Raw genomic sequence first — 24,807 nt, 5'->3', positions numbered from 1 at the left:
GTCGGACCAGACGCCAGCGGCACTCCTGACCCGGCAGTCAGCGTGTGGGTGCCACGTGTCGCGGGCGTCAGGGAGACGTCGGTCTTGCCGGAGGTGAGGGGGGCGGTTTGTGTCGCGCCCTCGTCGAGGCGGTACTCGGCAGTGGTCGCCTTGCCAGTCGGGTCGGCGAGCGTAAACGGTCCTGCGTTGCCCGCGTCCCATGCCACAGGCCATCGGCCAGATACGTCGTCGACGTGATGATGGGTGCCGCCGGGACGGTCGGGTCCACGGTCAGAGTGCGCCAGCTGGACCAGGTGCCGTGCCAGTCCGCGCCGTCGTACGAGGTGGCCCGCCACTTGTAGGAGCCGGTGGCCAGGGCGGACGGCGTCCAACTGCCGACCGTTCCGGAGGCCACATATGCCGACGTGCCGGATGCGACTTTCGTGGTGCCTGCGGCATTCCAGACCTCGAAGCTGAGGCGCACCGTGTTGCCGTCGGCATCCGTGGCTTTGGCTTGGAGCGTCGGCGTCGTGTCGGCGGTGACCGTGTCGGCCACCGGGCTCACTGGCGAGGCCGCTTCCGGCTTGGTGTTGTAGGTGATCGACGGGGCCGGCTCAGTCGGGCCTTGGGCCCCATCGACGTAGTTGGCGGAGCGGATCCGGCGCCAGCTCTTGGAATCCTGCTCGTTCACGGCGCGGACCTGCGGGCCATAGTTGGCCTCGCCGCCGGCCCAGGCCTGGGCGATTCCCGTGACGTTCCAGCGCATGAAGTTGGCCGGACAGGCCGAGCTGTAACCGTAGGCATCCTTGGAGATGACGGCACCAGTCGTCGCGGTCGCCGGCTGGTCGCCCCACGTCACCGCGCTGGGATCCCAGTTCTCCGTGATCCTGCGCACCTCGACGCCAGAACCATCCGTGCCGCAGGTGGAGGACCAGTAGGAGTGCAGCCGCAGACTGGCGCTGAGGACATGCTTACCCGCGTACTTGGCTACGTCGAACTTTACGTAGGAGCGGGCCTTGGAGGATTGGCCCAGGTTGTGGCCGACTCGGTACGCGCATTGAGCACCTCAACCGGGTGGCCCTGCAGGACGGCGGCCAGCCTGGCCGCCCTCTCGTTAGGCGCTTGACGGCACCCAGGGCCGTCAGGGACCCAGTTCGATCAGACAGCCCGTCGGTGCCGGGAGACGCGGGCGCGCGGCGGGCGGGGCAGGCCTGTCGACGGTCACGCAATTCCCCACCGCTGTGGTCACGTAATTCCCCAGGCCGTGGGCCGTTGCATTGCATGATGGGGAGCGAGTCCGTCGGCTTGGGCCTGCCGCCATCGTGGCCTCTGCCAGCGCCGGTGGTGGCTGTCGCGGCGCCGGCCTGAGAAGCTGTCCGATGTCGGTGCCGGCTATTCGGTGAGGGACATTCGAGGTGCATCGCGACGATCAGCCAGTGCACCTTTCGACCGCACTGTCGCCGGAGCGCGTCGCTGAGATCAACGAGGTCATCGACCGGATCACACGCTGGGCGAGGGGCCGCGAAGACATCGTCGGCCTGCTCTTGGTGGGATCGTGCGCCCGCAACGCCGCGCGACCGGACTCGGACATCGACGTCGTCCTGCTCACCACGGACGAGTCCCGATATCTCCGTGAGGATGGCTGGGCCGTGGAACTCGGCTTGGGCGAACTGATCCGCACCCAGCCGTGGGGACCGATCACAGAACGACGCTATTCCACGGCCTCCGGCCTGGAAGTCGAGCTGGGCATCGGCTCTCCGACCTGGGCAAAGACAAATCCCGTCGATCATGGGACGCGTCGTGTCGTCACCGACGGTGCCCGGGTGTTGCACGACCCGGCAGGTATCCTTGCCGACCTTCTCGCCGCCTGCTAACTGACCGGCGGCTTGTCGGTGGGGCCCTTGGGCCGCTTGTTGGGCCGGTAGCTGAGGCCGTTCATGATGACCTGGTGGCTGGCGTTGATCAGCCGGTCCAGCAGGGACTCGGCGACGACCGGGTTGGGGAAGAGGGGATACCAGTCGCTGGGTGCCTGGTTGCTGGTGATGACCAGGGACCGGCCCTGCCGCTCGGAGACGAGTTCGTAGAGGTCGTCGGCCTGGGGTGCGGTCAGCTGGCGCATGGCGAAGTCGTCGAGGATGAGCAGGTCGGGGCGGATGAGTTCGCGCATGCGCTTGTCCCAGGTGCGGTCCGCGTGGCCGCCGGCGAGCTCGGCGAGGATGCGGCTCGTCTTGGTGAAGCGGACGTTCGCGCCCTGGCTGACGGCTTGGTGGCCGAGGGCCTGGGCGACGTGGGTCTTGCCGACGCCGACGGGCCCGAACAAAATGACGGACTCGCCGGAGTGGAGCCAGCGCAGGGCCGCCAGATCGCGGATCTGGGCGGCCGGCAGCTTCGGGGAAGCGTTGAGGTCGAAGCCCTCCAAGGTGGCATGCTGCTCGAACTTCGCCTTGCGCAGGCGGCGTTCGAGAGCGACGGACTCGCGGCGGGTGATCTCGTCATGGCAGAGGACCTGGAGGAAGTCGAGGTGCCCGAGTTCGCCGCCCTGGGCCTGGGTGATGCGGGCGTCGAGGGTTTCGAGCATCCCGGACAGCCGCAGGGTCTTGAGCGAGTCGCGCAGGGCGGTGGTCATCACGCTCATCGGGCGGCCTCCTCGGCGTCACCGCGGTCCTGGTCGTCGTGGACATTGCCCGGCATCTGGGTGGGGATGGTGGCGGTGAACAGGCCCTCGGGCCCGTGCAGGAAGGCCGCGGCTCCGGCGTCGCCGGTCTCGGGTTCCGGGTCGGTCTCGGTACCGGCGATCAGGATGCCCTTGACGGTGCGGTAGGACGGGTCGCCGACCGTGATCGCCTTGCGGCAGGGGGCCTCCAGGCGTGTGTCGCCGTACTTCTTGCGCAGGCCGAGCACTCCCTGGGAGGCCCGGAGCCGGTAGAGGGGGCGTTGACCTCCAACAGTTGGTCGATCACCTCGCGGCAGGCGTCGCCGACCTGGGAGGCTTGGCTGCGGCACCAGATCGGCGTCTTCATCTGGAAGGCGATCTTCTCGGGCGGGTAGTCGTTTTTGTCGGTGCACTTGCCCTGCTCGAGGGCGGCGTGGGTCTTGACCAGCTCGCCTTCGTGGAAGATCTGGACGATGGTGGCGGCGGAGCGGACGTCGACACGGCGGCCGATCAGCTTCCAGGGCACCGAGTAGAGGGTGCGGCCGACCTTGATGTGGATGTCCGGGCCGACCGTCGCGGTCGACCACCTGGCCAGCACGAACGGTGTCTCCGGCAGCGGCAGGAGGGCGTTGGCCTCCACCGCCTCGAAGACCGCCATCGGCCTGGCCCCCTCCAGTGGCCGGCACTGCCGCTGACCGGCAACGTTTCTCGCCCAGGTCAGGGCCTCGGCCTGCATGTGCTCCAGCGAGGTGAACGTCCGCCCGCTCCAGAACGAGTCGCGGACGTAGGGCATGGTCCGCTCCACCCGGGGCTTGTCCTTCGGCTTCGCGGCGCGAGCCGGGTCCACCAACGTGCCGTAGTAGGAGGCGAGTTCGGCGTACGACTTGTTGGAGTGCCGGGACATCTGCTGTCGGAGGACGGGCGCCGCGCGGGCTGACCACCATGTCGGCGCTTGCCGGGGCCGGGCTTGCGGTGAGTGACGAACACCGGGCCGCGCACGGCCCTCTGGCTTTCAGTCCGGCCTACCGAGGCCGGCCCTTCAGCTGTTTGCCGCACCGCTGCCCCTCGGCCTCGACGGCAGCTCACCCGTGCCGCCGCCCCATGCGGTGCCTGCTCGGGCTGTTTTCCCAAGGTCCTCCGGGCCCACCGATGGCAGCCCCCGGGCCACCCGGCCCTCCCCCTGCGGCCCGGGCTACGAGAAGAAGAGAAGCATGGAAGTGTCACCTGCTGACCACCAGGTGACCGCTGCCCGCCGGACGTTTTGTCGGCTCCCGGGAAACGATGGGGAACGTCACCGCGATCGAGCAGCCGAAGCACCGCGCGGAGACCTGAACCCCGCTGGAACAAGGAGTACGACATGAGCCACTCCACAGCAGCCGATGCCGCCGCACCGGCGACGATGAGGGCCGTCGTCGTCACCCGGCCCGGCGGCCTGGAGGCACTGGAGATCAAGGACGTCCCGGTGCCCGTCCGCAAGCCCGGCTGGGTGCGGATCAAGGTCAAGGCGTTCGGCGTCAATGAGTCCGAGGTCACCACCCGCAAGGGCGAGTCGGACGCGGTGGTCACCTACCCGCGGGTGCCCGGCATCGAGGGCGTCGGCGTGGTCGATGAGGCCGACGAGGACAGCGGGCTGCGGCCGGGACAGCAGGTGGCCACGATGATGGGCGGCATGGGCCGCTCGTACGACGGCGCGTACGCCCAGTACGTCACCGTCCCCGCCGCGCAGGTCATCCCGTTCGAGACCGGCCTGCCGTGGGACGTGGTCGGTGCGCTGCCGGAGATGTTCCAGACCGCCTACGGATCGCTGACCCGTGGCCTGGACCTGAAGGCCGGGCAGACGCTGCTGATCCGCGGCGGTACCTCCACGGTCGGGCTGAGCGCGGCCACCATCGCGAAGGACCTCGGCGCCACCGTCATCTCCACCACCCGCAGCGAGGTGAGGGCCGGGGAACTGCGGGCGGCGGGCGTCGACCACCCCCTCGTCGACAGCGGCACCCTCGCCGACCAGGTGCGCGAGCTGTTCCCGGACGGCGTCGATGCCGCCCTTGAACTGGTGGGCTGCTCGGTCCTCGCCGACACCCTGCGCACCGTCCGCCTCCACGGCACGGTCTGCTTCACCGGAGCCCTGGCGGGCCAGTGGTCCATCCCGGACTTCACTCCGTTCATGATCCCGTTCGGGGTGCGGCTGACCTCCTACGGCGGCCAGGCCGCCGACCTCCCGGCCGAGGCCTTCGCCCACCAGCTCCAGGCCATCGCGGAGGGGCGCCTCATGGTCCCGGTCGCGAAGGTCTACCACGGTCTGGAACAGGTCCGCGACGCCCAGGCCGACCTCGAATCCGGTGCCACACCGGGCAAGCACGTCGTCGTCCTGGATCACTGACCGCCCGGCCCCCGGAGAACCGGCTCTTCCACCCCGCACTGTCCTCACCGAAGGAGCCGCCCCTCCTGCGGTTGTGGCCGAGGACAGATGCCTCAGAAGGACCGCTGAAGACCCCCCAGGATCACCCCGGAGATCTCTCAGAAAGGAACATGTCATGGCCCTCACGCCCGAGGAAATCCAGACGCTCGTCGACTTCGAGCAGCAGATCCAGTGGCGCTGGACCAGCGGCGACCCGGCCGGCTACATGGACGCGCTGGCCGAGGACGTCACCTACTTCGACCCGTTCACCGAGTACCTCGTCGTCGGCCGTGAAGCCGTGCGTGGGCACTTCGAGCGCCTCCATTCGGGTGCGGGCGGGGGCCTCAGCCGGCAGGAGTACCAGAACGAGACCGCCCGCCCTCTCAGCGATGACGAGGTCCTGCTGGTCTTCAACTTCACCACGTACCGGCGGGACGACAACGGCGAGGAGAAGGAGTTCCTGACGTGGAACATGTCGCTCATATTCCGGAAGGCCGACGGCCAGTGGCTGCTGAAGCACGGGCACTTGTCCCTGCGCGACGCATGGGCCCGCTACAACCTCGGGCGCAGCATCGGGAGGTAGCGCCCCGCGGTGCGCTGCGGAGCAGCACACCCCGCCGCTGAGGCCGGCACGACGCCGGGCAAGCACGTCGTGCTGCTCGACGACCGACTCACACATCCAACCGACAAGGCCCCCCAACTCGCCGGTCAGGCCGGAACCGGCCGACCGCGGCTCACACGAGAGGAAACGCCATGAGCGTCAACAAGGAAGACATCAGCAAGACCATCATCGAGCTGGAGAAGTCCTTCAACGAGCGGTGGAGCGTCGGCGACAACACCGGCTACCTCGACGCGTTCGAAGACGAGGTCAGCTACTTCGACCCGATCCTGGAAAGCATCTTGGTCGGCCGGGACAACGTCATCGCCTGGATCAACTCCATCTACAAGAACCCGCACATCGTGCGCAGCGATTACATCAACCCGCAGGTGCACGTCAGCGACGAAGGAACCTTCGCCGTCCTCGCGTACAACCTGCACACCTTCGAACTCGACGAGAACGGCGAGGAGCGGCAGAAGCGCGCCTGGAACGCCTGCCACGGATACCGCCTCATCGGCGACCAGTGGCGCATCGCGCACTCCCACTGGGCCTTCTCCCAGACCGTGACCGAAAGGGTCGCTTCTTGACCGCGACGGTTACGAGAGGGCTATCACCGAGCGACTCCACCACCGGCAACAGCTCAGAGACACGCCCCGCGACACCGACGCACCTGAACCACCGTCGGACGACCGAACGTAAGGCCCCCTGATGACCGACACCGCGACGGATGCCTACAGCTCCTTCACCGTGAACGACCTGGAATCGACCCGCACCTTCTACCAGGACGTACTTGGCCTGCGTATCGAAGACCGGGACGGAATGCTCTTCATCCATCTCCCCGGCGGCGCGTACACCGTCGCGTACGCCCACCCCAAGCACCAGCCCGCACGATTCACCATCCTCAACATCGTCGTCCCCGACCTCCCCATCGCTGTCGCGGACCTCACCCGGCGCGGCGTGGAATTCGAGCACTACGAGGGAACCTCCATCAAGATCGACTCGGACGGGATCTACCGCGCCAAGGGCCCCTGGTTCGCCTGGTTCTACGACCCCTCCGGCAACGTTCTCGCCGTCTGCGAACGCGACGTCCGCCCGTCCGGCACCGCCTGACTCGCACGACTGCCCCTGACCCGGCCGTCGTCTCCCACGCCGTCGCCCTGGACACCGGCGACCCCGCCGCGGCCATTCGCTCGTACGCGCCACGGGGCGTCGACCGGATCATCGAGGTCGCGCTGTCCGACAACGCCGATCTCGACAACGCCGTCGCCGCCAACAACACCGTCATCGCCGCCTACGCCACCCGCTCGGACCGCACCGAAATCCCCTTCTGTCCTCTGCTGTTCAACAACGTCACCCTGCGGCTGCTCGGCAGCGACGACTTCCCCGTCGAGGCCAAGCGCCAGGCCGCCCGCGACCTCACCTCCGCCGCCGCCGTCGGCGCCCTCACCGTCGTCGTCGGTGCCCGTCACCCGCTGGACGACATCGCCAAGGCCCACGACCACGTCGACGCCGGCGGTGGCCACGGAGGCCGCATGCACGGTGCCGGCCTCCTGAACAACCGATCGCGATGCGGCTGGGACCGGCGGGCAGGTCAGCGTAGTCGGCGAGGTTGGCGAGCAACTCGCGGGCGCCGGGGGTGTTCAGGACGACGGCCTGGACGCGGGGGTGGAAGCCGTCCAGGTCGAGGATGTCGCGGGCGGCGGCCGGGTCGCGGAGCCGGTCACGGACGTCCTCGATCCGGTCGGCGGCGGGCGGGACGGGCTGGCCGTCCGGGTCGGTGGGCAGGTGCAGGTAGCCGAAGAAGATCAGGCTGATCGGATGCACGAAGGGGTGCCCTTCTGCTCGGTGGTGAGATATGACGGAGCGCCGCGCCCGGCCGGTGAGGTCGGGCGCGGCGCTCCGGGTTGGTGTTACTGCGGGATGGTGTCGGTGACCACGAGGAACTGGTCGCTGCCCAGGTCCATCACCACCCGTGCGTCCGTGCCCAGGGCGCGCTGGGCGGCCGCATACTCTTCCGCCGGCCACGAGCCGCGGGGGGCTCCGGCGGGGAATCGCTCGAGGACGGTGCGGGTCGGCGTGGCGACGGTGCCCATCAGGCGTCACCGCCGTTCACGCGCTCGTGGAACTCGATCAGCGTGCCGATGGTGTCGGGGCTCTTCGCCTCGCCGACCCACTGCCCGAGAGCGGTGAGGCACGGCGCCGGTGTCGGGGTCGAACACCACGACGTAGTCGCCATACCTGTCGAGGACCGTCTCCTGGAGGGCGCGGGCCGGTGCGGTGGCCAGGACCTCCAGGGCGTCGACGGTGAGCCGGGCAGGCTCCGCCGCGTTGTGGGGCTGGATGAGGACGCCGGAGACGTGCAGCAGGTCGCCGGGCTGGATCTCGGTGAGCAGCTCGTGCACGATCCCGGGCTTGCTGGTGGTGCAGGACCAGATCACGTCGTCCACGGCGTCGTCTTCCCTGTCAAGTTCTTGTGTTCAGGTCGGAGCTGGCCCGGGTGCACCTGAAGAAAGTTCGCGTACGGTCTGTCGAATTCGCGTCGCCCGTCCGACGTAGAGGTGTACCGACCAGAGGCACAGCCAAGGCGACCCATCGTGGCCCAGTACGCGAACTCATCTTCGACAACGCCGCGGCCGACGACTACACCCCCGAGCAGCAGGCGGCGAGCAAGCGGCACGCCGACGACCTCATCGACTCCGGCGCCATGATCACGGCGTACGCGCTGCAGTCCACCGACACCGCCACCTCACTGCGCGGCGACGTGGTCACCGACGGCCCCTTCATCGACTCCAAGGAAGTCATCGCCGGCATCTGCATCATCGAGGCTCCCGACCTGGACGCCGCCCTGGAGCTGGCGCGTCGTAACCCTGCCGCCCAGTGGGGCCGCGGCGGTGTCGAGGTGCGGCCCGTCGCAGGCGGCATCGCGCCCATCGCCCGATGACGGCTGCGACGGACGCAGGACAGGCGGTCGCCGACGCGCACCGGCGCGAGCGGGACTTCGTGCTCGCCGCGACGGTGCGCGTCGCCCGCGACCTGGACCTGGACCTGGCCGAGGAGTGCGTACAGGAGGCGTACGCCGCGGCACTGCCAGCCTGGGAACGCGACGGGATCCCGGGCAACCCCGCGGCATGGCTCACCACCGCGGCCAAGCGCCGGGCGATGGACGCGATCCGCCGCGAGCGGATGTTCCGTTCGAAGCTGCCGCTGCTGGTGGAGCCCGAAGAGGCCGTGGACCCGGAGGATGTCGTACCCGACGAACGGCTGCGGCTGATCTTCACCTGCTGCCATCCCGCGCTCGCGCAGGAGGCGCAACTCGCGCTCACGCTGCGGCTGGTGTGCGGGCTGCCGACACCCGACGTCGCCCGGGTGCTGCTGGTGACGGAACAGACGATGGCCGCCCGGATCACCCGGGCGAAGAAGAAGATCTCCGCCGCCCGCATCCCCTACCGGGTGCCGCGCCCGGCGGAGCTGCTGGACCGGCTGACGGCCGTGCTCGGCGTGCTCCACCTGTTGTTCACCGCCGGACACACCGCCCCTCGGGCCCTGCACTCATGCGCACCGACCTGGCCGACCGCGTGCTGCACCTGGCACGCACGCTGCGGGATCTCATGCCCGACGAGCCCGAGGTCCGCGGGCTGCTAGTGCTGTGCCTGGTCACGGACGCCCGGCGCGCAACCCGGACTGGCGCCGACGGTCGGCTGCTGCGGCTTCAGGAGCAGGACCGCTCGCTGTGGGACCGTGCCGCGCTGGCCGAGGCGCATGAGCTGATCGTGGCCGGGCTGCGCGGCGGCCGCGCGGGGCGCTACCTGCTGCAGGCAGCGATCGCCTCGCTGTACGCCGAGGCGCCGACGTACGAGGAGACGGACTGGCCACAGATCGTGGCACTTTACGACAGGCTGCTGTCGCTCTGGCCCTCACCAGCTGTCGCGCTGAACCGGACCGTGCCGGTGTCGATGGCGCAAGGACCGGCGGCCGCGCTGGCGCAGGTCGAGGCGCTGGAGCAGGACGGCCGGCTCTCCCGGTACCAGTACCTGCCTGCGATCAAGGCGGACCTGCTTGCAGCGACTCGGCCGTACGGACGAGGCGGCGGCCGCGTACCGGCAGGCGCTGGAGCTGACCGGCAACGAGGCCGAGCGGGCGTTCCTCACCGGGCGTGTCACCGATCTGGAGACCAACCCTGCGTGGGCAACGCGTGGACTGCCCGATCTACCTCGCCGACTCCAGGCACCAGCCCGACGGCTACTCCATCACCCACGAGCAGTGCGCGGGGATGCTCGACGTGTTCGTGGAGTCCGAGGGCGAGGCGGAGGTGGTGATGTTCTCCGGCGGGGAGCCCGCGGTGCGGTCCGGCGGTGCCGGCCGCCGCTCGATGCCGATCGTCGGATCGCATTCGAGCCCTGGCGCTGCCACCAGTCGATCGTCTTGCGCGCGATGGACAGCTCCCGGTTGACGGTGTCGGCGTCTATCTCATCCGCCCGCGCCGCCGCCAGCTCCGCCAGCACCTCTGGCAGCACCGGATCGTCGATCGCGGCGACGGGGAAGACGGAGAACTTCCGGACATCCTTCAGAACGAGCACCACATAGCTGGCGGCCCGGGTCCCCGATGCGCGACAGCCCCACCCGTGTGAGCCTGATGGGGACAAGGGAGCAGCATCTGGCAGCGTGCAGCGGCAGGAGGGCGCCAGGAGGGCGAGATGGTGGCCGGAGGGTGGGCTCGCAGCCTGGAAACCGGGAGAAAGCCACCGTGGAGCCGTCTGACCACGAGCAAGACACTGATGTGGGTCCTCGTCCTGCGCGGCCTGGCGAAGCGGGTGGCGCAGGCGTCGAGAGCCGGCTGCTTGAGCGTGAGGACGAGCTGCGGCGCATCGGCGCGGCGATCGCAGGGGCGAGGGCCGGCAGGGGCACGGTACTGGTACTGGAGGGGGCGGCGGGGGTCGGCAAGACGCGGCTGCTGCGGGCTGCGACGGAGCTTGCGGCGGAGAGCGACATGGCCGTGGTCAGCGCACGCGGCGGGCAGTTGGAGACCGAGTTCGCCTTCGGCGTCGCCAGGCAGCTGTTCGAGACGGTGTTGACCGCCGCGGAGGCCGGGGAGCGTGAGGTGTTGCTCGAGGGAGCTGCCGCTCCCGCCGCGTGGCTGCTCGGCGGCGGCCGCGCCGATCGTCTCAGTGAACCGGTCGGCGGCGGCGATCGCAGCTTCGCCGCGCTGCATGGGCTCTATGGGCTGACCGCGAAGCTGGCGGCGCGCGCCCCGCTGCTGATGGTGGTCGACGACGCGCACTGGGCCGACGTGCCGTCGCTGCGGTTCCTGGGCTATCTGGCTCGGCGCGTGCACGGCCTGCCCGTGCTGCTGATGGTCGCGGTACGCCCGGAGGACCCCGGCGCCCACGGCCTGCTGCTCACGGAGCTGGTCGCGGGCCCGGAGGTCGACGTCGTCCGGCCGGGACCGTTCACGCTCGACGCGGTACAAACCCTGCTGCAGGACGCATTCGCGGCAGCGCCCCTCGACCCGAGGTTCGTCCGTGGTTGCCGGACGACTACGGGCGGCAACCCGTTCCTGCTCACGCAGCTGATCGACGCCCTGCGTGCCCGGGGCGCGCAGCCGACCTCGGCGGCAGTCGAGCAGGTCGGCGAGATGGGCCTGGAGACAGTGTCGCGGTGGATCAACCTGCGTCTGGCGGGCCTGCCGCCGTCGGCTACGGCGTTGGCCGCAGCCGTGGCGGTGTTGGGCGACGGAGCCGATGTCGTGCAGGCTGCCCGACTGGCAGGGCTCGATCCGGGAAGCTGCGACGACGCCGTCGACGGCCTTGTCTCGATGAGTATCCTGCGCGGCGCCGATGGCCTGGCATTCGTGCACCCGCTCGTGCGCTGGGCGATCTACGCGCGGCTTCCCCCGCGCCGCCGGGCGCGAGGGCACCGGGACGCAGCCCGGCTGCTGTGGCACGAGGGGTCCGCGGTCGAGCGCGTGGCGTCGCACCTGCTGGCAGCTGCGCCGACCGGTGATGCGGAGGTCGTCGAGATCCTGCTCGACGCCGCCCGCTCGGCGACCCGCAAGGGCGCGCCCGACCTCGCGGTGCGCTACCTCAAGCGGGCACTCGCGGAGCCTGCACACGATCTGTCCAGGCCCGAGCTGTTGCGCGAGCTCGGTGCCGCCGAGCAGAGCGCCGGCCAGTTCACAGCGGCCGCGGAAGACCTGCGGGCCGCACTGGAGTGCACCGACAACATCGCGGCGAAGATCGAGATCGGGTTTCGCCTGCGCACCGCGCTGGTCTGGTCGGACCGCGCGCACGAGGTCGCGCCCGCTCTGGACGGTCTCATTGCCGACGCCACTGAGCGGGACTCCGAGGGCGCACTGCTCCTGGAGGCAGCCGTGGCCGGGGCCCTGCAGGTGGACCTCTCGACACCGCGCGGCCTGCGCGACCGCGTCCGCCAGGTCGTAGCGCCTGCCTTTGCCGGCGAACCCGTCCCTCCCCACATCTCCAGTCTGGCGGCCGTCGAGGCGCTCTTCGCCAACGAGCCGGCCGCACGGGTTCTCCGCCTGGCCGAAGAGGCGGCCCGCGGCCGGTATCAGGTGCCCGCGTTCGCACGTGCACCGATGAGCGCCCAGATTTTCGTGGCGCTGATCTTCGCCGAGGGCCACTCGTTCGCCCGGCGGTTGCTCGACGACGAGGTGGAGGATGCCCGCCGACACGGGTCGGCCGCACAGTTCCTGAATGCAGCCGTGCTCCGTTCGATGCTCTTCCACCGCTTGGGCATGCTGGCCGAGGCCGATGCCGATGCCCGAGCCGCGCTGGAGGCGGCGCACCTCCATCCGGGGACCGGGCCGACCGGCAGCGAGCCGCCGGCTCACTCCTTGCATGCTCCGATCGCGGTCGCCGTGCTGGTGGACACCCTGATCGAACGCGGGAAAATCGGGGACGCCGAGCGACTGCTGACCGAGACCGGGCTGGCCGACGCCGACAGTCCCTTGCTGCTCTTTTCCTTCCTGATCGGCACGCGCGCCCGGCTGCGGGCCACCCAGGGACGCACGGCGGAGGCGATCGATCAGCTGCTGGCCCTGGGCTCCCGGTTGGAGGGCGCGGTCGTGACCCCAGGAATCGTGCCCTGGCGGTCGCAGGCGGCGCTTGCGCTGACAGCCGCAGATGCTGGTGCGGCACATCGGCTGGCGTGTGAGGAGCTCGAGCTTGCCCGGGTGTTCGGCGCGCCGCGAACGCTCGGGGTGGCGCTGCGCGCGGCCGCGCTGACGGCCAGTCCGAACGAGCGGGTGGACCTGCTGCGGGAAGCGGTGGCGGTGCTCGAGGACCCCCCGGCGCGCTTGGAGCACGCGCGCTCGCTCGTCGAGCTGGGCGCCGTGTTGCGCCGCGAAGGCCGGCGCGCCGAGGCACGGACCGCGCTGGAGCGCGGCATGGACGGCGCCTGGTCCTGCGGGGCGACGGCGCTGGCGCAGCGGGCGCGCGAGGAGCTCCACGCCATCGGTGCGCGGCCCCGACGGCAGGCGCTCAGCGGGGTCGACGCGCTCACGGGCGCCGAGCGTCGCGTTGCCGACCTCGCCGACCAGGGCCTGACCAACCGGCGGATCGCGGAAGCGCTCACCATCAGCCTGCCCACCGTGGAGACCCACCTGCGCCACGTCTTCCAAAAGCTCGGCATCCGCTCGCGCCGGCAGCTCGCCGAGCACCTCGGTGGATCACGCAAGCCCGCGGCCCCGTAGACCAAATCCTCAGGGCCCCGGCCCGAGAGATTCAGGGTTGGTCCATCGACGCGAAGGTGGCCGCCGGCCGCCGACAATCAGGGCTGAGAACGGGAGAAGCCGGGGGAGGCTACCGAAACAAGGCCAACAACCGCGGGAGGCGAAGCGACATGGCGACGGCAAACGCTACGCGGAGGGGGCCTGAAGCGAGCGACTACGACTACGTGATCGTGGGGGCAGGCACGGCCGGCTGCGTGCTCGCAGCCCGGCTGTCGGAACGCGACGGTGCGCGCGTGCTGCTGCTGGAGGCGGGAGGTCCTGCGACCCTCGACCTGCTCACGGTCCCGCAGGCGTGGCCCGCGCTGATGGGGACCGAGGTCGACTGGTGCTACGCGACCGTGCCCCAGACCGGCACGGCCCACCGCGACCACGTCATGCCCGCCGGCAAGGTGCTCGGCGGCTCGAGCGCGATCAACGCCATGGCCCACATCTGCGGGCACCGGGCCAACTTCGACCGCTGGGCGCGCGAGGGCGCGACCGGTTGGGAGTACGACAGCGTGCTGCCGTACTTCAAGCGCTCGGAGCACGCCGAGGGACGCGACCCGGCCTACCGCGGCGTCGGCGGACCGCTGCGCGTCGCACCGGCGCGCAACCGGCATCCGCTCTCCCAGGCACTCTTCGATGCCGCGCTCGAGGTGGGAATCCCCGCGACCGAGGACAACAACGGCAAGCAGCCCGAGGGCGTCTGCTGGCATGAGCTCAACATCGTCGACGGCGCGCGTCAGAGCGCGGCCGCGGCGTACCTGGAGCCGATCCGCAGCCGCCCGGGCCTCACCATCGAGACCGGCGCCCTCGCGCTGGGCGTGTTGCTCGACGGCGATCGCTGCGTCGGCGTCGAGTACGCGGTCGATGGTCGGACCCGTCGCGTCCGGGCAACGGAGGAGGTCGTGCTCTCCGCTGGCGCGGTCGGCTCGCCGAAGCTGCTCATGCTGTCCGGGCTCGGTCCCGAACGCCACCTGCGTGAGCTTGGCATCGGTGTCGTCGAAGACCTCCCGGGCGTCGGCGCGAACCTCCATGATCATCCCCTCGCCGGCATCACCTACGAGGCGCGTCGGCCGGTCGAGCCCGGCGCCAACCAGCACGGCGAAGTCAGCGCGCTCCAGCGCACGGGGCCGGACGTGGACGAGCCCGACCTCCAGTTCGTCTTCATCGACGTGCCCTTCCATCCACCGTCCCTGGAAGGCCCCGCCAACGGCTACACCATCGGCTTCGCCGTCATGACGCCGGTCTCGCGCGGCACAGTGAGACTGGCCGGCCCGGATCCCACGCAGGCGCCGCGGATCGACCCCAACTACCTCGCCGAGCAGGAGGACGTGCGCCGCATGCTGATCGGATTCCAGCGGGCGCGCGAGATCGGCGCGACGTCCGCCCTGGCCGAGTGGCGCTCCCGACAGGTACTGCCCGGGCTCGAGGTCGTCGACGGGGCCGCCGCGCGCGACTACGTGGCGCGCTGCACCGGCACCTACTTCCACCTCGTCGGGACCTGCGCCATCGGTCAGGTCGTCGACCCGCAACTGCGGGTGCGCGGCATCGGGGGCCTGCGGGTCGCCGACGCGTCGGTGATGCCCTCGATCGTCTCGGCGAACACCAACGCGACCACGGTCATGATCGGCGAGCGGGCCGCCGCACTCATCGCCGACGGCGCCCAATGAATTGCGAAATCCCGGCCGCCCGGAGGCGAAATCCTCAGGGTCCCGCCCGGAAATTCTCAGCGTCGGCCCATCGACGCGAAGCCACCCACGGCCGCCCACCATCGTGAATGACCGACAACGAACGCGGGCCAGGACCGAGGTGTCCGTATCCCGCCGACAACCAGGAGGCCAGCAATGTCTTCCCACGTGACCATCCAAGCCCCGGCCCTCGTACGGGACCGACTCTTCATCGGCGGCGACATGGTCGAGTCGGAGGCCGACGACCTGATCGAGGTCATCTCTCCGGCCACCGAGGAGAAGATCGGCTCGGCGCCTTCCTCGACGCCCGCCGACGTTTCCCGGGCTGTCCGCGCAGCCCGTGCCGCTTTCGATGACGGCCCGTGGCCGCGCATGTCGCCCCAGGAGCGAGCGGACGCGCTGAAGCCCTTCACCGACTATCTCCGCTCGCGCGTCCCGCAGATCGCTCAGCTCATCACCGAGGAGATGGGATCGCCGATCAGCTTCTCCCAACACCTCCAGGCACCGATTCCCGTGATGCTCCTCGACTACTTCCGAGGGCTTGCCACGACCTTCCCGTTCGAGGAGGACAGAGCCGGCCTTACCGGACCGGCTCGGATCCTTCGGGAGCCGGTCGGCGTCGTCGGGCAGATCGTGCCGTGGAACGCCCCGCTCATCCTCACGATGGTGAACCTCGCCCCCGCCCTGGTCGCCGGCTGCACCGTGGTGCTCAAGCCGGCGCCCGAGACGCCGCTCGACGCGTACCTGCTCGCTGAAGCCGCGATGGAAGCGCACCTGCCTCCGGGCGTGCTGAACATCGTGCCTGCCGACCGGCCGAGCAGCGAGGCACTGGTGCGGCATCCACAGGTCGACAAGATCAGCTTCACCGGCAGCTCTGCCACGGGGCGACGCGTCGCCGCCCTCTGCGGCGAGCAGTTCAAGCGGGTCACCCTCGAGTGCGGCGGGAAGTCGCCCGCCATCATCCTTGAGGACGCCGACCTCGACAGCGTCGTGCCGGCCCTCATGCCGTTCGCGATCATGATGTCCGGCCAGCACTGCCTGGCGCAGACACGGATTCTCGCTCATCGCAGCCGCTACCGGCAGGTCGTGGATGCGGTCTCCGAGGCGGCGGCCGCACTGACGGTCGGTGATCCGCACGATCCCGCCACCGAGGTCGGCCCGCTGGTGGCGGAACGCCAACGGCGACGGGTCGAGGACTACATCGCCAGTGGGCGGCAGGAGGGTGCGACGATCAACGTGGGCGGCGGCCGACCCTCGAGCCAGCCGAAAGGCTGGTACGTCGAACCGACGGTCTTCGCCGACGTCGAGAGCCGCATGCGTATCGCACAGGACGAGATCTTCGGCCCCGTGCTCGTCGTGATCCCGTTCGACGACGACACCGACGCCGTCCGCATCGCCAACGACTCGAAGTACGGCCTGTCGGGAAGCGTGTGGAGCAGTGACGAGGACCGCGCCATGCGGATCGCCCGCCACGTACGCACGGGAAGCCTGACGATCAACGGGTACCGGATCGAGTTCGCCGCTCCCTTCGGCGGCTACAAGGAATCGGGCATCGGACGTGAGTTCGGGCCTGAGGGGCTCAGCTCCTTCCTCGAGTACAAGACGGTCAACCTCCCCAACGGAACTACCCACTGACTGCGGAGGGCTCCTCCGACAACTTCATCAACCCGGGGCGGCTCACGTCCAACTACCGTGTCTACGGGGCCCGGAAGGTCTGGCGCGAGCTGAGCCGGCAAGGGCATGCCGTGGCCCGCTGCACCGTCGAGCGCCTCATGCGTGAACTCGGCATCACCGGCGCCGTCCGCGGCAAGAAGGTGATCACGACGATCATCGACCCGGCCGCCGAGCGGGCCCCGGAGCTCCTCGACCGCGACTTCGTCGCCAGCGCCCCCAACCGCTGCTGGGTCGCCGACTTCACGCACGTTGCCACCTGGAACGGGGTCGTCTACCTCGCCTTCGTCGTGGACACCTTCTCCCGGCGCATCGTCGGCTGGTCCGCCGCTACCACCAAGGAGACCAGGCTCGTCCTGGACGCCCTGGAGATGGCGCTGTGGCAGCGCGACCGGGACGGATTCCCGCGCGCACAGGGCGAGTTGGTACATCACTCGGACGCCGGGTCGCAGTACACATCGTTCGCGCTGGCCGAGCACCTGGACCGGGCAGGCATAGCGGCATCGATCGGCTCTGTCGGGGACGCCTACGACTGTCAGTCTTTTCGCACCGGATCCCGCAAGGATCGGGGAGCCCGGCTGAGGCGGTCTGACTCTTGCTTATGACTGACCCCGTGAGTGTCCTGGCGTTGATCTGTCGACCGCCCGGCCGGGCACGCAGCAACCGCTGCCGCCGGACGGACGTGACCTGATAGCGCCTCTGTGTGTCAAGCGGCTTGAGCGAGGTGAGTCCGTTGGTCGCGTTTCATGATCCGGTAGACCACGTTGGACAGCCGTCGCTTGAGAGCCCTGCGGGCCTCCGAAGGCGTCTTCCCCTCACTGATCTTGCGGAGGTAGTAGTCCTGCCCGCGCCCGCCGTCGCGGATCTGGCAGACGGCGATGGTGTGCAGGACCGAGTTCAGCGCACGGTTGCCACCGGTGTTGAGCCGGTGGCGGACGTTGTTGCCGCTGGAGGCGTCCAGGGGCGCGCTGCCGGTATAGCTGGCAAAGTGGTGCTCGGTGGGGAAACGCCTGATGTCCCCGATGTGGCCGAGGACCTTCGCGGCCAGCACGGTCCCCAGCCCCGGCAGGGTAGTCAGCGTGGTGCGTGTCGCGGCGACGGCCTCGCGCATCTCGGTTTGGTTGTCCTTGACCTGCCGGTCCAGCCTGCGCAGGTCGGCCAGCAGGTCACGGGCTATGTCCCGGCGGCAGTTGTCGGTGGCCGTGACCGGCCGGATCCCCTTCATCAGGGCGGCGGCCTTGTCGGCCGACAGGCCGGTGGGTGCTCCGCCGGGCAGGAGATCGCGCAGGACGGCGTGAAGTCGGTTGAGGACGCGGGTGCGTTGGTGGACGAGGTCGTCGCGCCGCTCGGTCAGCAGCCGCAGGATCGTGGTCTGGTCTTCCTGGACCACGGGTCGCAGGTCATGGCGGAAGAGGGCGACCTGGGCGACGTGGAGGGCGTCCTTCGCGTCGGTCTTGCGGTCACCGCCGGTGGCCAGCAGCCGGGCCCGGGCCGAGAGGGTGGAGGGCACGTCGACGACGTTCTCGCCGGCGGCGGCCAGCTGCTGGGCGAGCGAGCGGCCCAGGCCGCCGGCGCCCTCGACCGCGAAGCGGCGGTCGGGCCACTGCTCGCACCAGCGCGTCAGCTGGCGGAAGGTCCCGGCGTTGACGACGAACCGGCGTTGGGCCACCTGGTGGCCGGCGGCGTCGACGGCGACGGCGGTGTGGGATGACTTGTGGGGATCGATGCCGATCAGGATCACAGGCTGGTGCCCTCGCACTCGATGAGACAGGAAGGGGAGTGCGGTGGGCACCCTGACTTGAAGTCACCGTGTCACCTTCATGCCTCTGTCGAGCCACACCGCGCGGGTGTCGGCCGGCGGCGGCACGCTATCAGTGAGCCAGCCCGAGGGCGGCAAGGAGCACTGCGGGCCCGTGCCGACCGACACCCTGGACGCTACGGCTGCAGACCGAGCATCTGGGCTCCATTCAACAAGTCAGGAGCCTGGAGCCGACTCGCCAAAGCGTCCCCGTGACAGTCCTGTCCGTCCGACCGGCGACAGCGTGAACTCCACGCTATCGACCGGAAGGAACTCCGTGCAGACCAGCGAGCAACCCAGATCCGGGCACGTCGTGATCGGCGTCGACACGCACAAGCACGTGCACGTTGCAGCGGTGATGGACACAATCGGCGGAATCCTGGCCACCCTCACGATTCCCACCGACACCGGTGGCTTCCAGCAACTGGCGGACTGGGCAGGCTCGTTCGGTAACGTCCTGGCCTTCGGGATCGAGGGCACCGGCTCCTACGGCGCCACGTTGACCTCATTCCTGCGCAGGGCCGGCCACAAGGTGGTCGAGGCCGGACGCCCGGACCGGCGGCTGCGGCGCATGAACGGAAAGTCCGACACCCTGGACGCCGAGAACGCCGCCCGCGCCGTGCTGGCCGGGTTCGCGACGGCCACGCCGAAGACCGCCGACGGCGAGGCCGAGATGATCCGCCAGCTCAAGATCGCCCATGACCAAGCCGTTGAACAGCGGGCGGCGGCGATGGTCACCATCAAGGCGATACTCGTCCATGCCTCGGACGCCCTGCGCCGGGAGACTGCCGGCAAGACACAGATCAGCCTGGCGCGGCAGCTGGCAGCTCTGCGTCCTCGCCGTCTGGAAGGACCCGAGGACGCCCTTCGGCACACCCTGCGGACGCTCGCCAAGCGGTGGCAGTACCTGGACGCCGAGGCCAAGGAACTGACGAAGATGATCGGCGGCCTGGTCCAGCGGGTCGCCCCGCAACTGCTCGAGCCCTTCGGTATCGGCGTGGACACAGCCGCGGAGATCCTCGCCGTGACCGGCGACAACCCCGAGCGGATCAAGTCTGAGGCCGCCCTCGCCAAGCTCGCGGGCACCGCTCCCGTGCCCACCGGCTCCGGCATGACCGGCGGCAGACATCGCATCAACCACGGTGGCCACCGCCAGCTGAACGCCGCGATCTACAGAACCGTCATCGTCCGAATGCGGTTCCACCAGCCCACGATCGACTACGTCGCCCGCCGCACCGCTGAGGGCAAGACGAAACGCGAGATCATCAGATGCCTCAAGCGCTACGTGATCCGCGAGGTCTACCACCTGCTTCGACCGGCCCCACGGAGGGCCTCCGCGGCGAGTTGACAACTATAGGAGCGTCAACGCCCTGATGGAATCGACGATCGGCCTGTTCAAAACCGGGCTGATCAAACCCGGCCGGCCCTGGAAGACACTCTCCCAGGTCGAACTCGCCACCGCCGAGTGGATCGACTGGTACTGCCACCGCCGACTCCACGGCGAAATAGGCCACGTCCCGCCCGTCGAGTACGAGACCAACCACTACATGAAATCCACGAAACCCAAGGTCACAACCGCAATCTGAGATCTCTACCGAACCCGGGGCGGTTCATGATCGACTGCCCCGGCAACCTTGGCCTGATCGTCGTCAACGCAATCGTCGCCTCCGACGAAGTCATCGCCTGCGTCAAGCCAGGCTGGAAGGAACTCCGGGCTCTGACCCGCATGGAAGCCAAGATCGACGAAATCCGGGACACGTTCGAAGTCACGGGAGCGGCGGCGGAGCTCTCCAACATCCTCATCGTCGACTGCCCGACGACGCGCAACCAGGGCGCGGTCTACGACGACAGCCAGCAGCAGGCGAAGGAAGCCTACGAGGACCTTGTGCTGCCTACTGTGCGACGGAGCCCACGCACCCCGAGGCGTACGCCGCACAAAAGGTGCTCCGCTTCTACGATCCGGCAACTGAGAACCCGTCGAAGCTGACACCCGAATCTGCCCTGTCCGCCACGGACGACTACTACCTCGTGGCCCAAGCACTCGGATTCACTCGACGGTGAAGTGATTGCGGCGCAATCACTTCCGAGGCTGGTGGAGCCCTCGGCACACAGGGCGCCACCAGCTTTTCGTGTCCGATGACGCGTAGCGGCTCATTTACAGCCAGTGCACACCGGCGTGGGCAGACCTCTGAGAGATGTATGGTCCGCCCTCCCAGACCAGGCTGCGGCGCCGACGTCGGCATGTCTCCGCGCCGGGCGGCTTCGGCGGCACGTCGAACATGCCGAGCGGTGCGACGGCGAGCACGGCGCAGGGCATTGCCGGGCCGCGTGCCGGAACTGGCGACCTGCGATCCGGCGGCGGCGCAAGCGGCAGCGCGCTCAGGCTGAACGGGAACTGCGGGGTCGCCGGGGACGGCGACGATTCCGAGATGGGCACCGGTGGCCTGGGCCGTGTCGCAAGCCTGACGTCCTCTCACGCCCCGACCGCGCCCCACAGCGGGTACGCGGCCAGGGCGATCGGCATTGCGCGCAGCAGCGACTGTACGAGGGTGTCGCTGTCCCGGCGGCTCGATGCCATGGCGTCAGCAGGTCATCGACTCGGGTGCAGGACGACCTTGGTGTAGCCCTCGACGCGCTTGTCGAACTTCTCGTACGCCTGCGGCGCCTCGTCCAGCGACAGCTCGTGCGAGACGACGAAGCCGGGCCGTGCGCGGCCATCGATGATCATGTCGCGCAGTTGCCGGTTGTAACGCTTCACGTTGCACTGGCCGGTGCCCAGACGCAGTCCCTTTTCGAAGAGCCTGCCGATGGCCACGAGCAGCATGCCCCGCTTGGCCTGATCGTCCGGCCCGCCGGGGTCGGAGGGGACGTACAGGCCCGGGATGCCCAGCGCTCCGGTCGGCCGCACCGTCTCGACGAGCGAGTTCAGGACGGTTGCCGGCTCCTCACGGTCCTCGCCGCGTGCCTGAGCCTGGTAGCCCACGGCGTCGATGCCCTTGTCGGTGCCTTCTCCCTCCGTCTGGTCCTGGATCTGCTCCACCGGATTTCCCTCAGCGAAGTTGACCGGGATCGCGCCGATCTCCTCGGCCTTCTGCAGTCGCTCGGCCACCCGGTCGACGACGAACACCTTCCGGGCGCCGCGCAGCAGGGCGGAGTAGGCGGCCATCAGGCCGACCGGCCCGCCGCCGTACACCGCGACGCTCTCGCCGGGACGGACGTCGGCCAGCTCGTTCCCGTGGTAGCCCGTCGGGAAGATGTCGGCGAGCAGGACGAAGTCGCTCTCGTTGGCATCGCCCTCGGGGAGCTTCAGACAGTTGAAGTCGGCGTACGGCACCCGTACGTACTCGGCCTGACCTCCGCTGAACGGTCCCATCGCGACGTAGCCGTACGCACCGCCCGCGAACCCCGGGTTTACGGTCACGCAGTAGCCCGTGAAGCCGGCCGTGCAGTTCTTGCAGAATCCGCAGGCGACGTTGAAGGGCATGACCACTCGGTCGCCCTGCTTGAGCGACGAGACTCCGTCCCCGGTCTCCTCGATGATCCCGAGGTTCTCGTGGCCGAAGACTATGCCCGGCTCGGCCGCAGTGCGGCCCTCGTACATGTGCAGGTCGGAGCCGCAGATCGCCGTGGACGTCACGCGGACGATCACGTCGTTCGGATGCTGGAGTCCAGGCTTCTCCACTTGCTCGATGGCGACTTCGAACGGTCCCTTGTAGACGACGGCTTTCATGGTCACGCACCTCCACGCGGTAGCGCTGCTGTCGTGCCCTCGTGTTTTGTGCCCTATCTCATGGTCCGCCCGTTGTGCGCCGTCGGACAAGTTGTCTACTGTCGTCACAAAGTTATCTCTGTGGAAATGAGAGAGCGCGAACCGTGATACGACGTCTCGGCACCCTGCTCGTCACCGTGTCCGGACTGTCCGGCACCACCTATCCGCCCGGCACCACGGTGTCGATCAGCGGGATGGGGTCGGCGGTCGACGGTTTCGTCAACGGAGACTGGCTGCCTCTTGCCTGGTGGGAGTTCTCCGAGGGCCGCGCGGAGGGCGCCGTCCCCGAAGCCTGAGCGGCATGTCCACCTCCTGGGCCCCGGGTACCAGGTGCCGGTTCACCGCGATCGGTCCGTCTGCGGATGCCGGCCGCGTCCGCGCCGCCGACGATCGAAATATGCCGGACCCCACATCGAAGGCACGTCTGACCTATTCATCACCCCGGCCGCAAGCGTCTGGACGACCGGAAGGTGCTGTCGGGCATCCTGTTCGTGCTGTACACCGGCATTCCGTGGGAGTTCCTGCCCCAGGAGCTGGGCTTCGGCTCCGGCATGACCTGCTGGCGGCGCCTGCGTGACTGGAACGACGCGGGAGTCTGGCAGCGTCTGCACGAGTCGCTCCTGGCCGAGCTGAACGCCGCCGGCGCGCTGGACTGGTCGAGGGCGGTGATCGACGGCTCACACGTCAGGGCGCTCAAAGGCGGCCCAGAACAGGACCGAGCCCGGTCGGCCGTGCCCGGACAGGCTCCAAGCACCATCTGATCACCGAAGGGCACGGCATCCCGCTGGCGGTATCGCTGACCGGCGGAAACCGCAACTACGTCACCCAGCTCATCCCCCTGATCCAGGCCGTCCCGCCCGTACGCGGCCGGCGCGGACGGCCCCGACAGCGACCCATCGCGCTCTACGCCGACCGCGGCTACGACCACGACACGTACCGCAAACAGGTGCGGGCTCTCGGGATCACCCCGGTCATCGCGCGGCGCGGCGTCGAGCACGGTTCCGGACCGGGCGTGCACCGCTGGGTGGTCGAGCAGAGCTTTGCACGCTGCACTGGTTCCGCCGACTGCGCATCCGCTGGGAGATCCGCGACGACATCCACGAAGCCTTCCTCAGCCTGGCCTGCGGCATCATCTGCTGGCGCCGACTGGTCAACCTCTCACTTTGTTAGGAGTTCTAAGGGCCGCCCTCGTACGACCAGCCGTCCGTGACAAACTGGCGCACCAGCGTGCGGAACAGCTCACCCCCGTGCCCCAGCCTCACGTGCACAACAACGTTGGCGGACGGCTCGTTGTAGCTCTCCCAGTAGCTCGACACCTTCCCGTCCCGCAGCAGCACCGGCTGTCCCTGTTGCGTGCCGTGCGCGTGCGCCCACTCCGTCAGCGTCGGCAGGACCGCCAGCACCGGATCGGCCGCGTACCACGACACCTTCCGCTGCGGATCGCACCAATGCACCTGCCACCGCGCCAACGGACCGGCTTCCACCTCAAGTTCATCGATCATCAACGAGTGAACGTACAGATACCCACAGTCACTGAAATCCCGGCAACAGTTGCTTGTGGCTAGTGCCGCGGCAGGCAACGTTCGCCCCGTCGCGACGCCCGGCACGCACTCTCGCCGCACCGGCCGAAAGCCCAAGTACATCCAGTACGAGGGCTTCCGGCCGGCACGCCGAGAGCACGCACCAAACGCCGCTCCTTGACGGGCAAACGTTGCCTGCCGCGGCACTAGAGACCGCCTGCACATCCGATGGCGATGCCGCGGGAGCCGACGGGGAGGTCGGCGTAGTCGGCGAGGTTGGCAATCAGCTCGCGGGCGCCGAGGGTGTTGAGGACTACATCCTGGACACGACGGTCGAGGCCGTCGAGGTCGAGTATGTCGCGGGCGGCGGCCGGGTCACGGAGCCGGTCGCGGACGTCCTCGATCCGGTCGGCGGCGGGCGGGACGGGGGAGCCGTCGGGGCCGGTGGGCAGGTGCAGGTAGCCGAACGAGATCAGACGAATTTGGTGGGTCGGGCGCACGAAGGTCCTACAGGTCGCTGGTGAAGGGGCGGGAACGCCAGAGCGCCGCGCCTGTCCGAGATGACGCAGGCGCGGCGCTCTGATGGTTGGGGCGTTGTGCCAGGGGTGATGCCACGACTGCGGTGAGGATAGCGGCACGGTCTACGGGAATCGTTCCGGCAGGTCGTCCACTCGATGAGCAGTACGTGGCGGCCGTCGCTGGTCAGGGTTAGACATCGGCGGTGTAGCAGAACGCTTCAGAGTAATGCCGTCGGCGGTATGGGGGAGGGTGAGGTGGCCGGTGACGCGCAGCAGGTCGCCGGGATGCCGCTCGGTGAGCATGGCGTGGGCGATCTCCGGCTGCATGGTGGTGCAGGGGATGAGCGCTTCTTCGACCATGTGGTCGGTGCCGGCCGAGCAGCTCAGCCGCCACAAAACCCTGCCGTCCTCGCCGGGGACGGGATCGGCGGTCAGGTAGCCGTCGAGCGCGAAAGGGATGGCGTCCATCAGCTCGCTTCCGCCAGG

27 protein-coding genes and 3 pseudogenes are annotated in these 24,807 nt (G+C 69.3%); 17 read left to right on the top strand and 13 right to left on the bottom strand.

The genetic code is table 11. The features are described from left to right. Window positions 1–67: 67 nt before the first annotated feature. On the bottom strand, window positions 68–1,012 hold the full coding sequence (locus QQS16_RS42635; protein WP_286068172.1) for a DNRLRE domain-containing protein: 945 nt from the start codon (window positions 1,010–1,012) through the stop codon (window positions 68–70). Between the two features lie 382 nt (window positions 1,013–1,394). Between QQS16_RS42635 and QQS16_RS42630 the strand changes: the two genes are divergently transcribed. Beyond that, window positions 1,395–1,853, top strand: coding sequence for a nucleotidyltransferase domain-containing protein (locus QQS16_RS42630; RefSeq protein WP_286068026.1), 459 nt, complete (start codon window positions 1,395–1,397; stop codon window positions 1,851–1,853). Here the strand turns inward: QQS16_RS42630 and istB are convergent. From istB to QQS16_RS42620, 3 genes are read right to left on the bottom strand one after another with little or no spacing between them, the layout of a single operon-like run. Then, window positions 1,850–2,614 carry an IS21-like element helper ATPase IstB gene (istB, locus tag QQS16_RS42625; protein WP_286068025.1) on the bottom strand — a complete coding sequence of 255 codons (765 nt, stop codon included), beginning with the start codon at window positions 2,612–2,614 and terminating at the stop codon, window positions 1,850–1,852. The two genes, QQS16_RS42630 and istB, sit on opposite strands and share 4 nt — an antisense overlap. Continuing rightward, window positions 2,611–2,880 (bottom strand): hypothetical protein, encoded by a 270-nt coding sequence (locus QQS16_RS44230; protein WP_502963987.1) that lies wholly within the window; start codon window positions 2,878–2,880, stop codon window positions 2,611–2,613. Before QQS16_RS44230 ends, istB begins: the two co-directional genes overlap by 4 nt. Beyond that, complete coding sequence (locus tag QQS16_RS42620; RefSeq protein WP_502963986.1) at window positions 2,775–3,536, bottom strand: Mu transposase domain-containing protein; 762 nt, start codon at window positions 3,534–3,536, stop codon at window positions 2,775–2,777. The genes QQS16_RS44230 and QQS16_RS42620 overlap by 106 nt, the downstream gene beginning before the upstream one ends. Window positions 3,537–3,989: 453 nt before the next feature. Here QQS16_RS42620 and QQS16_RS42615 point away from each other — a divergent pair, with 453 nt between their 5' ends. The 5 genes and pseudogenes from QQS16_RS42615 to QQS16_RS42595 form a co-directional block, all read left to right on the top strand. Then, window positions 3,990–5,012: an alcohol dehydrogenase catalytic domain-containing protein gene (locus tag QQS16_RS42615; protein ID WP_502963985.1), complete on the top strand. Its 1,023-nt coding sequence runs from the start codon at window positions 3,990–3,992 to the stop codon at window positions 5,010–5,012. A 154-nt stretch (window positions 5,013–5,166) separates the two neighbouring features. Continuing rightward, the gene (locus QQS16_RS42610; RefSeq protein WP_286068023.1) at window positions 5,167–5,613 is read left to right on the top strand and encodes a YybH family protein; all 447 of its coding nucleotides are present in this window, start codon (window positions 5,167–5,169) and stop codon (window positions 5,611–5,613) included. 170 nt (window positions 5,614–5,783) lie between these two features. Continuing rightward, a complete protein-coding gene (locus QQS16_RS42605) occupies window positions 5,784–6,215 on the top strand; it encodes a YybH family protein (protein ID WP_286068022.1) in 432 nt (143 codons plus the stop codon). Window positions 6,216–6,336: 121 nt separating this feature from the next. Next, window positions 6,337–6,738, top strand: a complete 402-nt coding sequence (locus QQS16_RS42600; RefSeq protein WP_286068020.1) for a VOC family protein — start codon at window positions 6,337–6,339, stop codon at window positions 6,736–6,738. Window positions 6,739–6,755: 17 nt separating this feature from the next. Next, window positions 6,756–7,145, top strand: a pseudogene (locus QQS16_RS42595) (MDR/zinc-dependent alcohol dehydrogenase-like family protein); the annotation flags it as partial. Here the strand turns inward: QQS16_RS42595 and QQS16_RS42590 are convergent. From QQS16_RS42590 to QQS16_RS42580, 3 genes are all read right to left on the bottom strand, one after another. Further along, a complete protein-coding gene (locus tag QQS16_RS42590; protein ID WP_286068018.1) occupies window positions 7,072–7,452 on the bottom strand; it encodes a RapZ C-terminal domain-containing protein in 381 nt (126 codons plus the stop codon). The pseudogene QQS16_RS42595 and the gene QQS16_RS42590 overlap by 74 nt on opposite strands. Window positions 7,453–7,538: 86 nt before the next feature. Beyond that, window positions 7,539–7,721 carry a DUF8839 family protein gene (locus QQS16_RS42585; RefSeq protein ID WP_286068017.1) on the bottom strand — a complete coding sequence of 61 codons (183 nt, stop codon included), beginning with the start codon at window positions 7,719–7,721 and terminating at the stop codon, window positions 7,539–7,541. Window positions 7,722–7,727: 6 nt separating this feature from the next. After that, window positions 7,728–8,075, bottom strand: coding sequence for a hypothetical protein (locus QQS16_RS42580; protein WP_286068016.1), 348 nt, complete (start codon window positions 8,073–8,075; stop codon window positions 7,728–7,730). Window positions 8,076–8,101: 26 nt separating this feature from the next. Here QQS16_RS42580 and QQS16_RS42575 point away from each other — a divergent pair, with 26 nt between their 5' ends. Together QQS16_RS42575 and QQS16_RS44225 are read left to right on the top strand one after the other, a co-directional pair. Further along, complete coding sequence (locus QQS16_RS42575; protein ID WP_286068014.1) at window positions 8,102–8,569, top strand: YciI family protein; 468 nt, start codon at window positions 8,102–8,104, stop codon at window positions 8,567–8,569. Beyond that, window positions 8,566–9,792 (top strand): annotated as a pseudogene (locus QQS16_RS44225) (RNA polymerase sigma factor); the annotation flags it as partial. The gene QQS16_RS42575 and the pseudogene QQS16_RS44225, both read left to right, overlap by 4 nt. A gap of 75 nt (window positions 9,793–9,867) precedes the next feature. Here QQS16_RS44225 and QQS16_RS42565 read toward each other — a convergent pair. Then, window positions 9,868–10,038, bottom strand: a complete 171-nt coding sequence (locus tag QQS16_RS42565) for a hypothetical protein (RefSeq protein ID WP_286068181.1) — start codon at window positions 10,036–10,038, stop codon at window positions 9,868–9,870. Between the two features lie 334 nt (window positions 10,039–10,372). Between QQS16_RS42565 and QQS16_RS42560 the strand changes: the two genes are divergently transcribed. The 4 genes from QQS16_RS42560 to QQS16_RS42545 all read left to right on the top strand — a co-directional run bounded on the left by QQS16_RS42560 (window position 10,373) and on the right by QQS16_RS42545 (window position 17,321). Continuing rightward, window positions 10,373–13,336 carry a helix-turn-helix transcriptional regulator gene (locus QQS16_RS42560; protein ID WP_286068013.1) on the top strand — a complete coding sequence of 988 codons (2,964 nt, stop codon included), beginning with the start codon at window positions 10,373–10,375 and terminating at the stop codon, window positions 13,334–13,336. Window positions 13,337–13,485: 149 nt separating this feature from the next. Next, the gene (locus QQS16_RS42555; RefSeq protein WP_286068012.1) at window positions 13,486–15,027 is read left to right on the top strand and encodes a GMC family oxidoreductase; all 1,542 of its coding nucleotides are present in this window, start codon (window positions 13,486–13,488) and stop codon (window positions 15,025–15,027) included. Window positions 15,028–15,201: 174 nt separating this feature from the next. Further along, window positions 15,202–16,680 carry an aldehyde dehydrogenase gene (locus tag QQS16_RS42550; protein WP_286068011.1) on the top strand — a complete coding sequence of 493 codons (1,479 nt, stop codon included), beginning with the start codon at window positions 15,202–15,204 and terminating at the stop codon, window positions 16,678–16,680. Then, window positions 16,677–17,321, top strand: a complete 645-nt coding sequence (locus QQS16_RS42545; RefSeq protein WP_353479770.1) for an IS3 family transposase — start codon at window positions 16,677–16,679, stop codon at window positions 17,319–17,321. Before QQS16_RS42550 ends, QQS16_RS42545 begins: the two co-directional genes overlap by 4 nt. Before the next feature lie 101 nt (window positions 17,322–17,422). Here the strand turns inward: QQS16_RS42545 and QQS16_RS42540 are convergent, their stop codons facing one another. Next, window positions 17,423–18,457, bottom strand: coding sequence for an IS110 family RNA-guided transposase (locus tag QQS16_RS42540; RefSeq protein ID WP_286068010.1), 1,035 nt, complete (start codon window positions 18,455–18,457; stop codon window positions 17,423–17,425). A 334-nt stretch (window positions 18,458–18,791) separates the two neighbouring features. On the opposite strand from QQS16_RS42540, the gene QQS16_RS42535 reads away from it, so the two are divergent. From QQS16_RS42535 to QQS16_RS42525, 3 genes are read left to right on the top strand one after another with little or no spacing between them, the layout of a single operon-like run. Continuing rightward, window positions 18,792–19,862 (top strand): IS110 family RNA-guided transposase, encoded by a 1,071-nt coding sequence (locus QQS16_RS42535; protein WP_286068009.1) that lies wholly within the window; start codon window positions 18,792–18,794, stop codon window positions 19,860–19,862. A 25-nt stretch (window positions 19,863–19,887) separates the two neighbouring features. After that, window positions 19,888–20,100 (top strand): integrase core domain-containing protein, encoded by a 213-nt coding sequence (locus QQS16_RS42530; protein ID WP_286068008.1) that lies wholly within the window; start codon window positions 19,888–19,890, stop codon window positions 20,098–20,100. 26 nt (window positions 20,101–20,126) lie between these two features. Beyond that, window positions 20,127–20,501: a ParA family protein gene (locus QQS16_RS42525; RefSeq protein ID WP_286068007.1), complete on the top strand. Its 375-nt coding sequence runs from the start codon at window positions 20,127–20,129 to the stop codon at window positions 20,499–20,501. Window positions 20,502–21,104: 603 nt separating this feature from the next. Here the strand turns inward: QQS16_RS42525 and QQS16_RS42520 are convergent. Beyond that, window positions 21,105–22,244, bottom strand: coding sequence for a glutathione-independent formaldehyde dehydrogenase (locus tag QQS16_RS42520; RefSeq protein ID WP_286068169.1), 1,140 nt, complete (start codon window positions 22,242–22,244; stop codon window positions 21,105–21,107). 143 nt (window positions 22,245–22,387) lie between these two features. Here QQS16_RS42520 and QQS16_RS42515 point away from each other — a divergent pair, with 143 nt between their 5' ends. Both QQS16_RS42515 and QQS16_RS42510 read left to right on the top strand, forming a co-directional pair. Continuing rightward, window positions 22,388–22,579, top strand: coding sequence for a hypothetical protein (locus tag QQS16_RS42515; protein ID WP_286068006.1), 192 nt, complete (start codon window positions 22,388–22,390; stop codon window positions 22,577–22,579). Window positions 22,580–22,720: 141 nt separating this feature from the next. Further along, window positions 22,721–23,453 (top strand): annotated as a pseudogene (locus tag QQS16_RS42510) (IS5 family transposase); the annotation flags it as partial. 5 nt (window positions 23,454–23,458) lie between these two features. On the opposite strand, the gene QQS16_RS42505 reads toward QQS16_RS42510, so the two are convergent. The 3 genes from QQS16_RS42505 to QQS16_RS42495 form a co-directional block, all read right to left on the bottom strand. Then, window positions 23,459–23,785: a hypothetical protein gene (locus QQS16_RS42505; protein WP_286068005.1), complete on the bottom strand. Its 327-nt coding sequence runs from the start codon at window positions 23,783–23,785 to the stop codon at window positions 23,459–23,461. Window positions 23,786–24,009: 224 nt separating this feature from the next. Continuing rightward, on the bottom strand, window positions 24,010–24,303 hold the full coding sequence (locus QQS16_RS42500; protein WP_286068004.1) for a RapZ C-terminal domain-containing protein: 294 nt from the start codon (window positions 24,301–24,303) through the stop codon (window positions 24,010–24,012). 141 nt (window positions 24,304–24,444) lie between these two features. After that, the gene (locus tag QQS16_RS42495; protein WP_286068002.1) at window positions 24,445–24,789 is read right to left on the bottom strand and encodes a hypothetical protein; all 345 of its coding nucleotides are present in this window, start codon (window positions 24,787–24,789) and stop codon (window positions 24,445–24,447) included. Window positions 24,790–24,807: the final 18 nt, after the last annotated feature.

This window comes from Streptomyces sp. ALI-76-A, from assembly GCF_030287445.1.
Lineage (GTDB): Bacteria > Actinomycetota > Actinomycetes > Streptomycetales > Streptomycetaceae > Streptomyces.
Note: the sequence above shows the minus strand (reverse complement) of the source record. Positions and strands in the feature narration are given on the sequence as shown.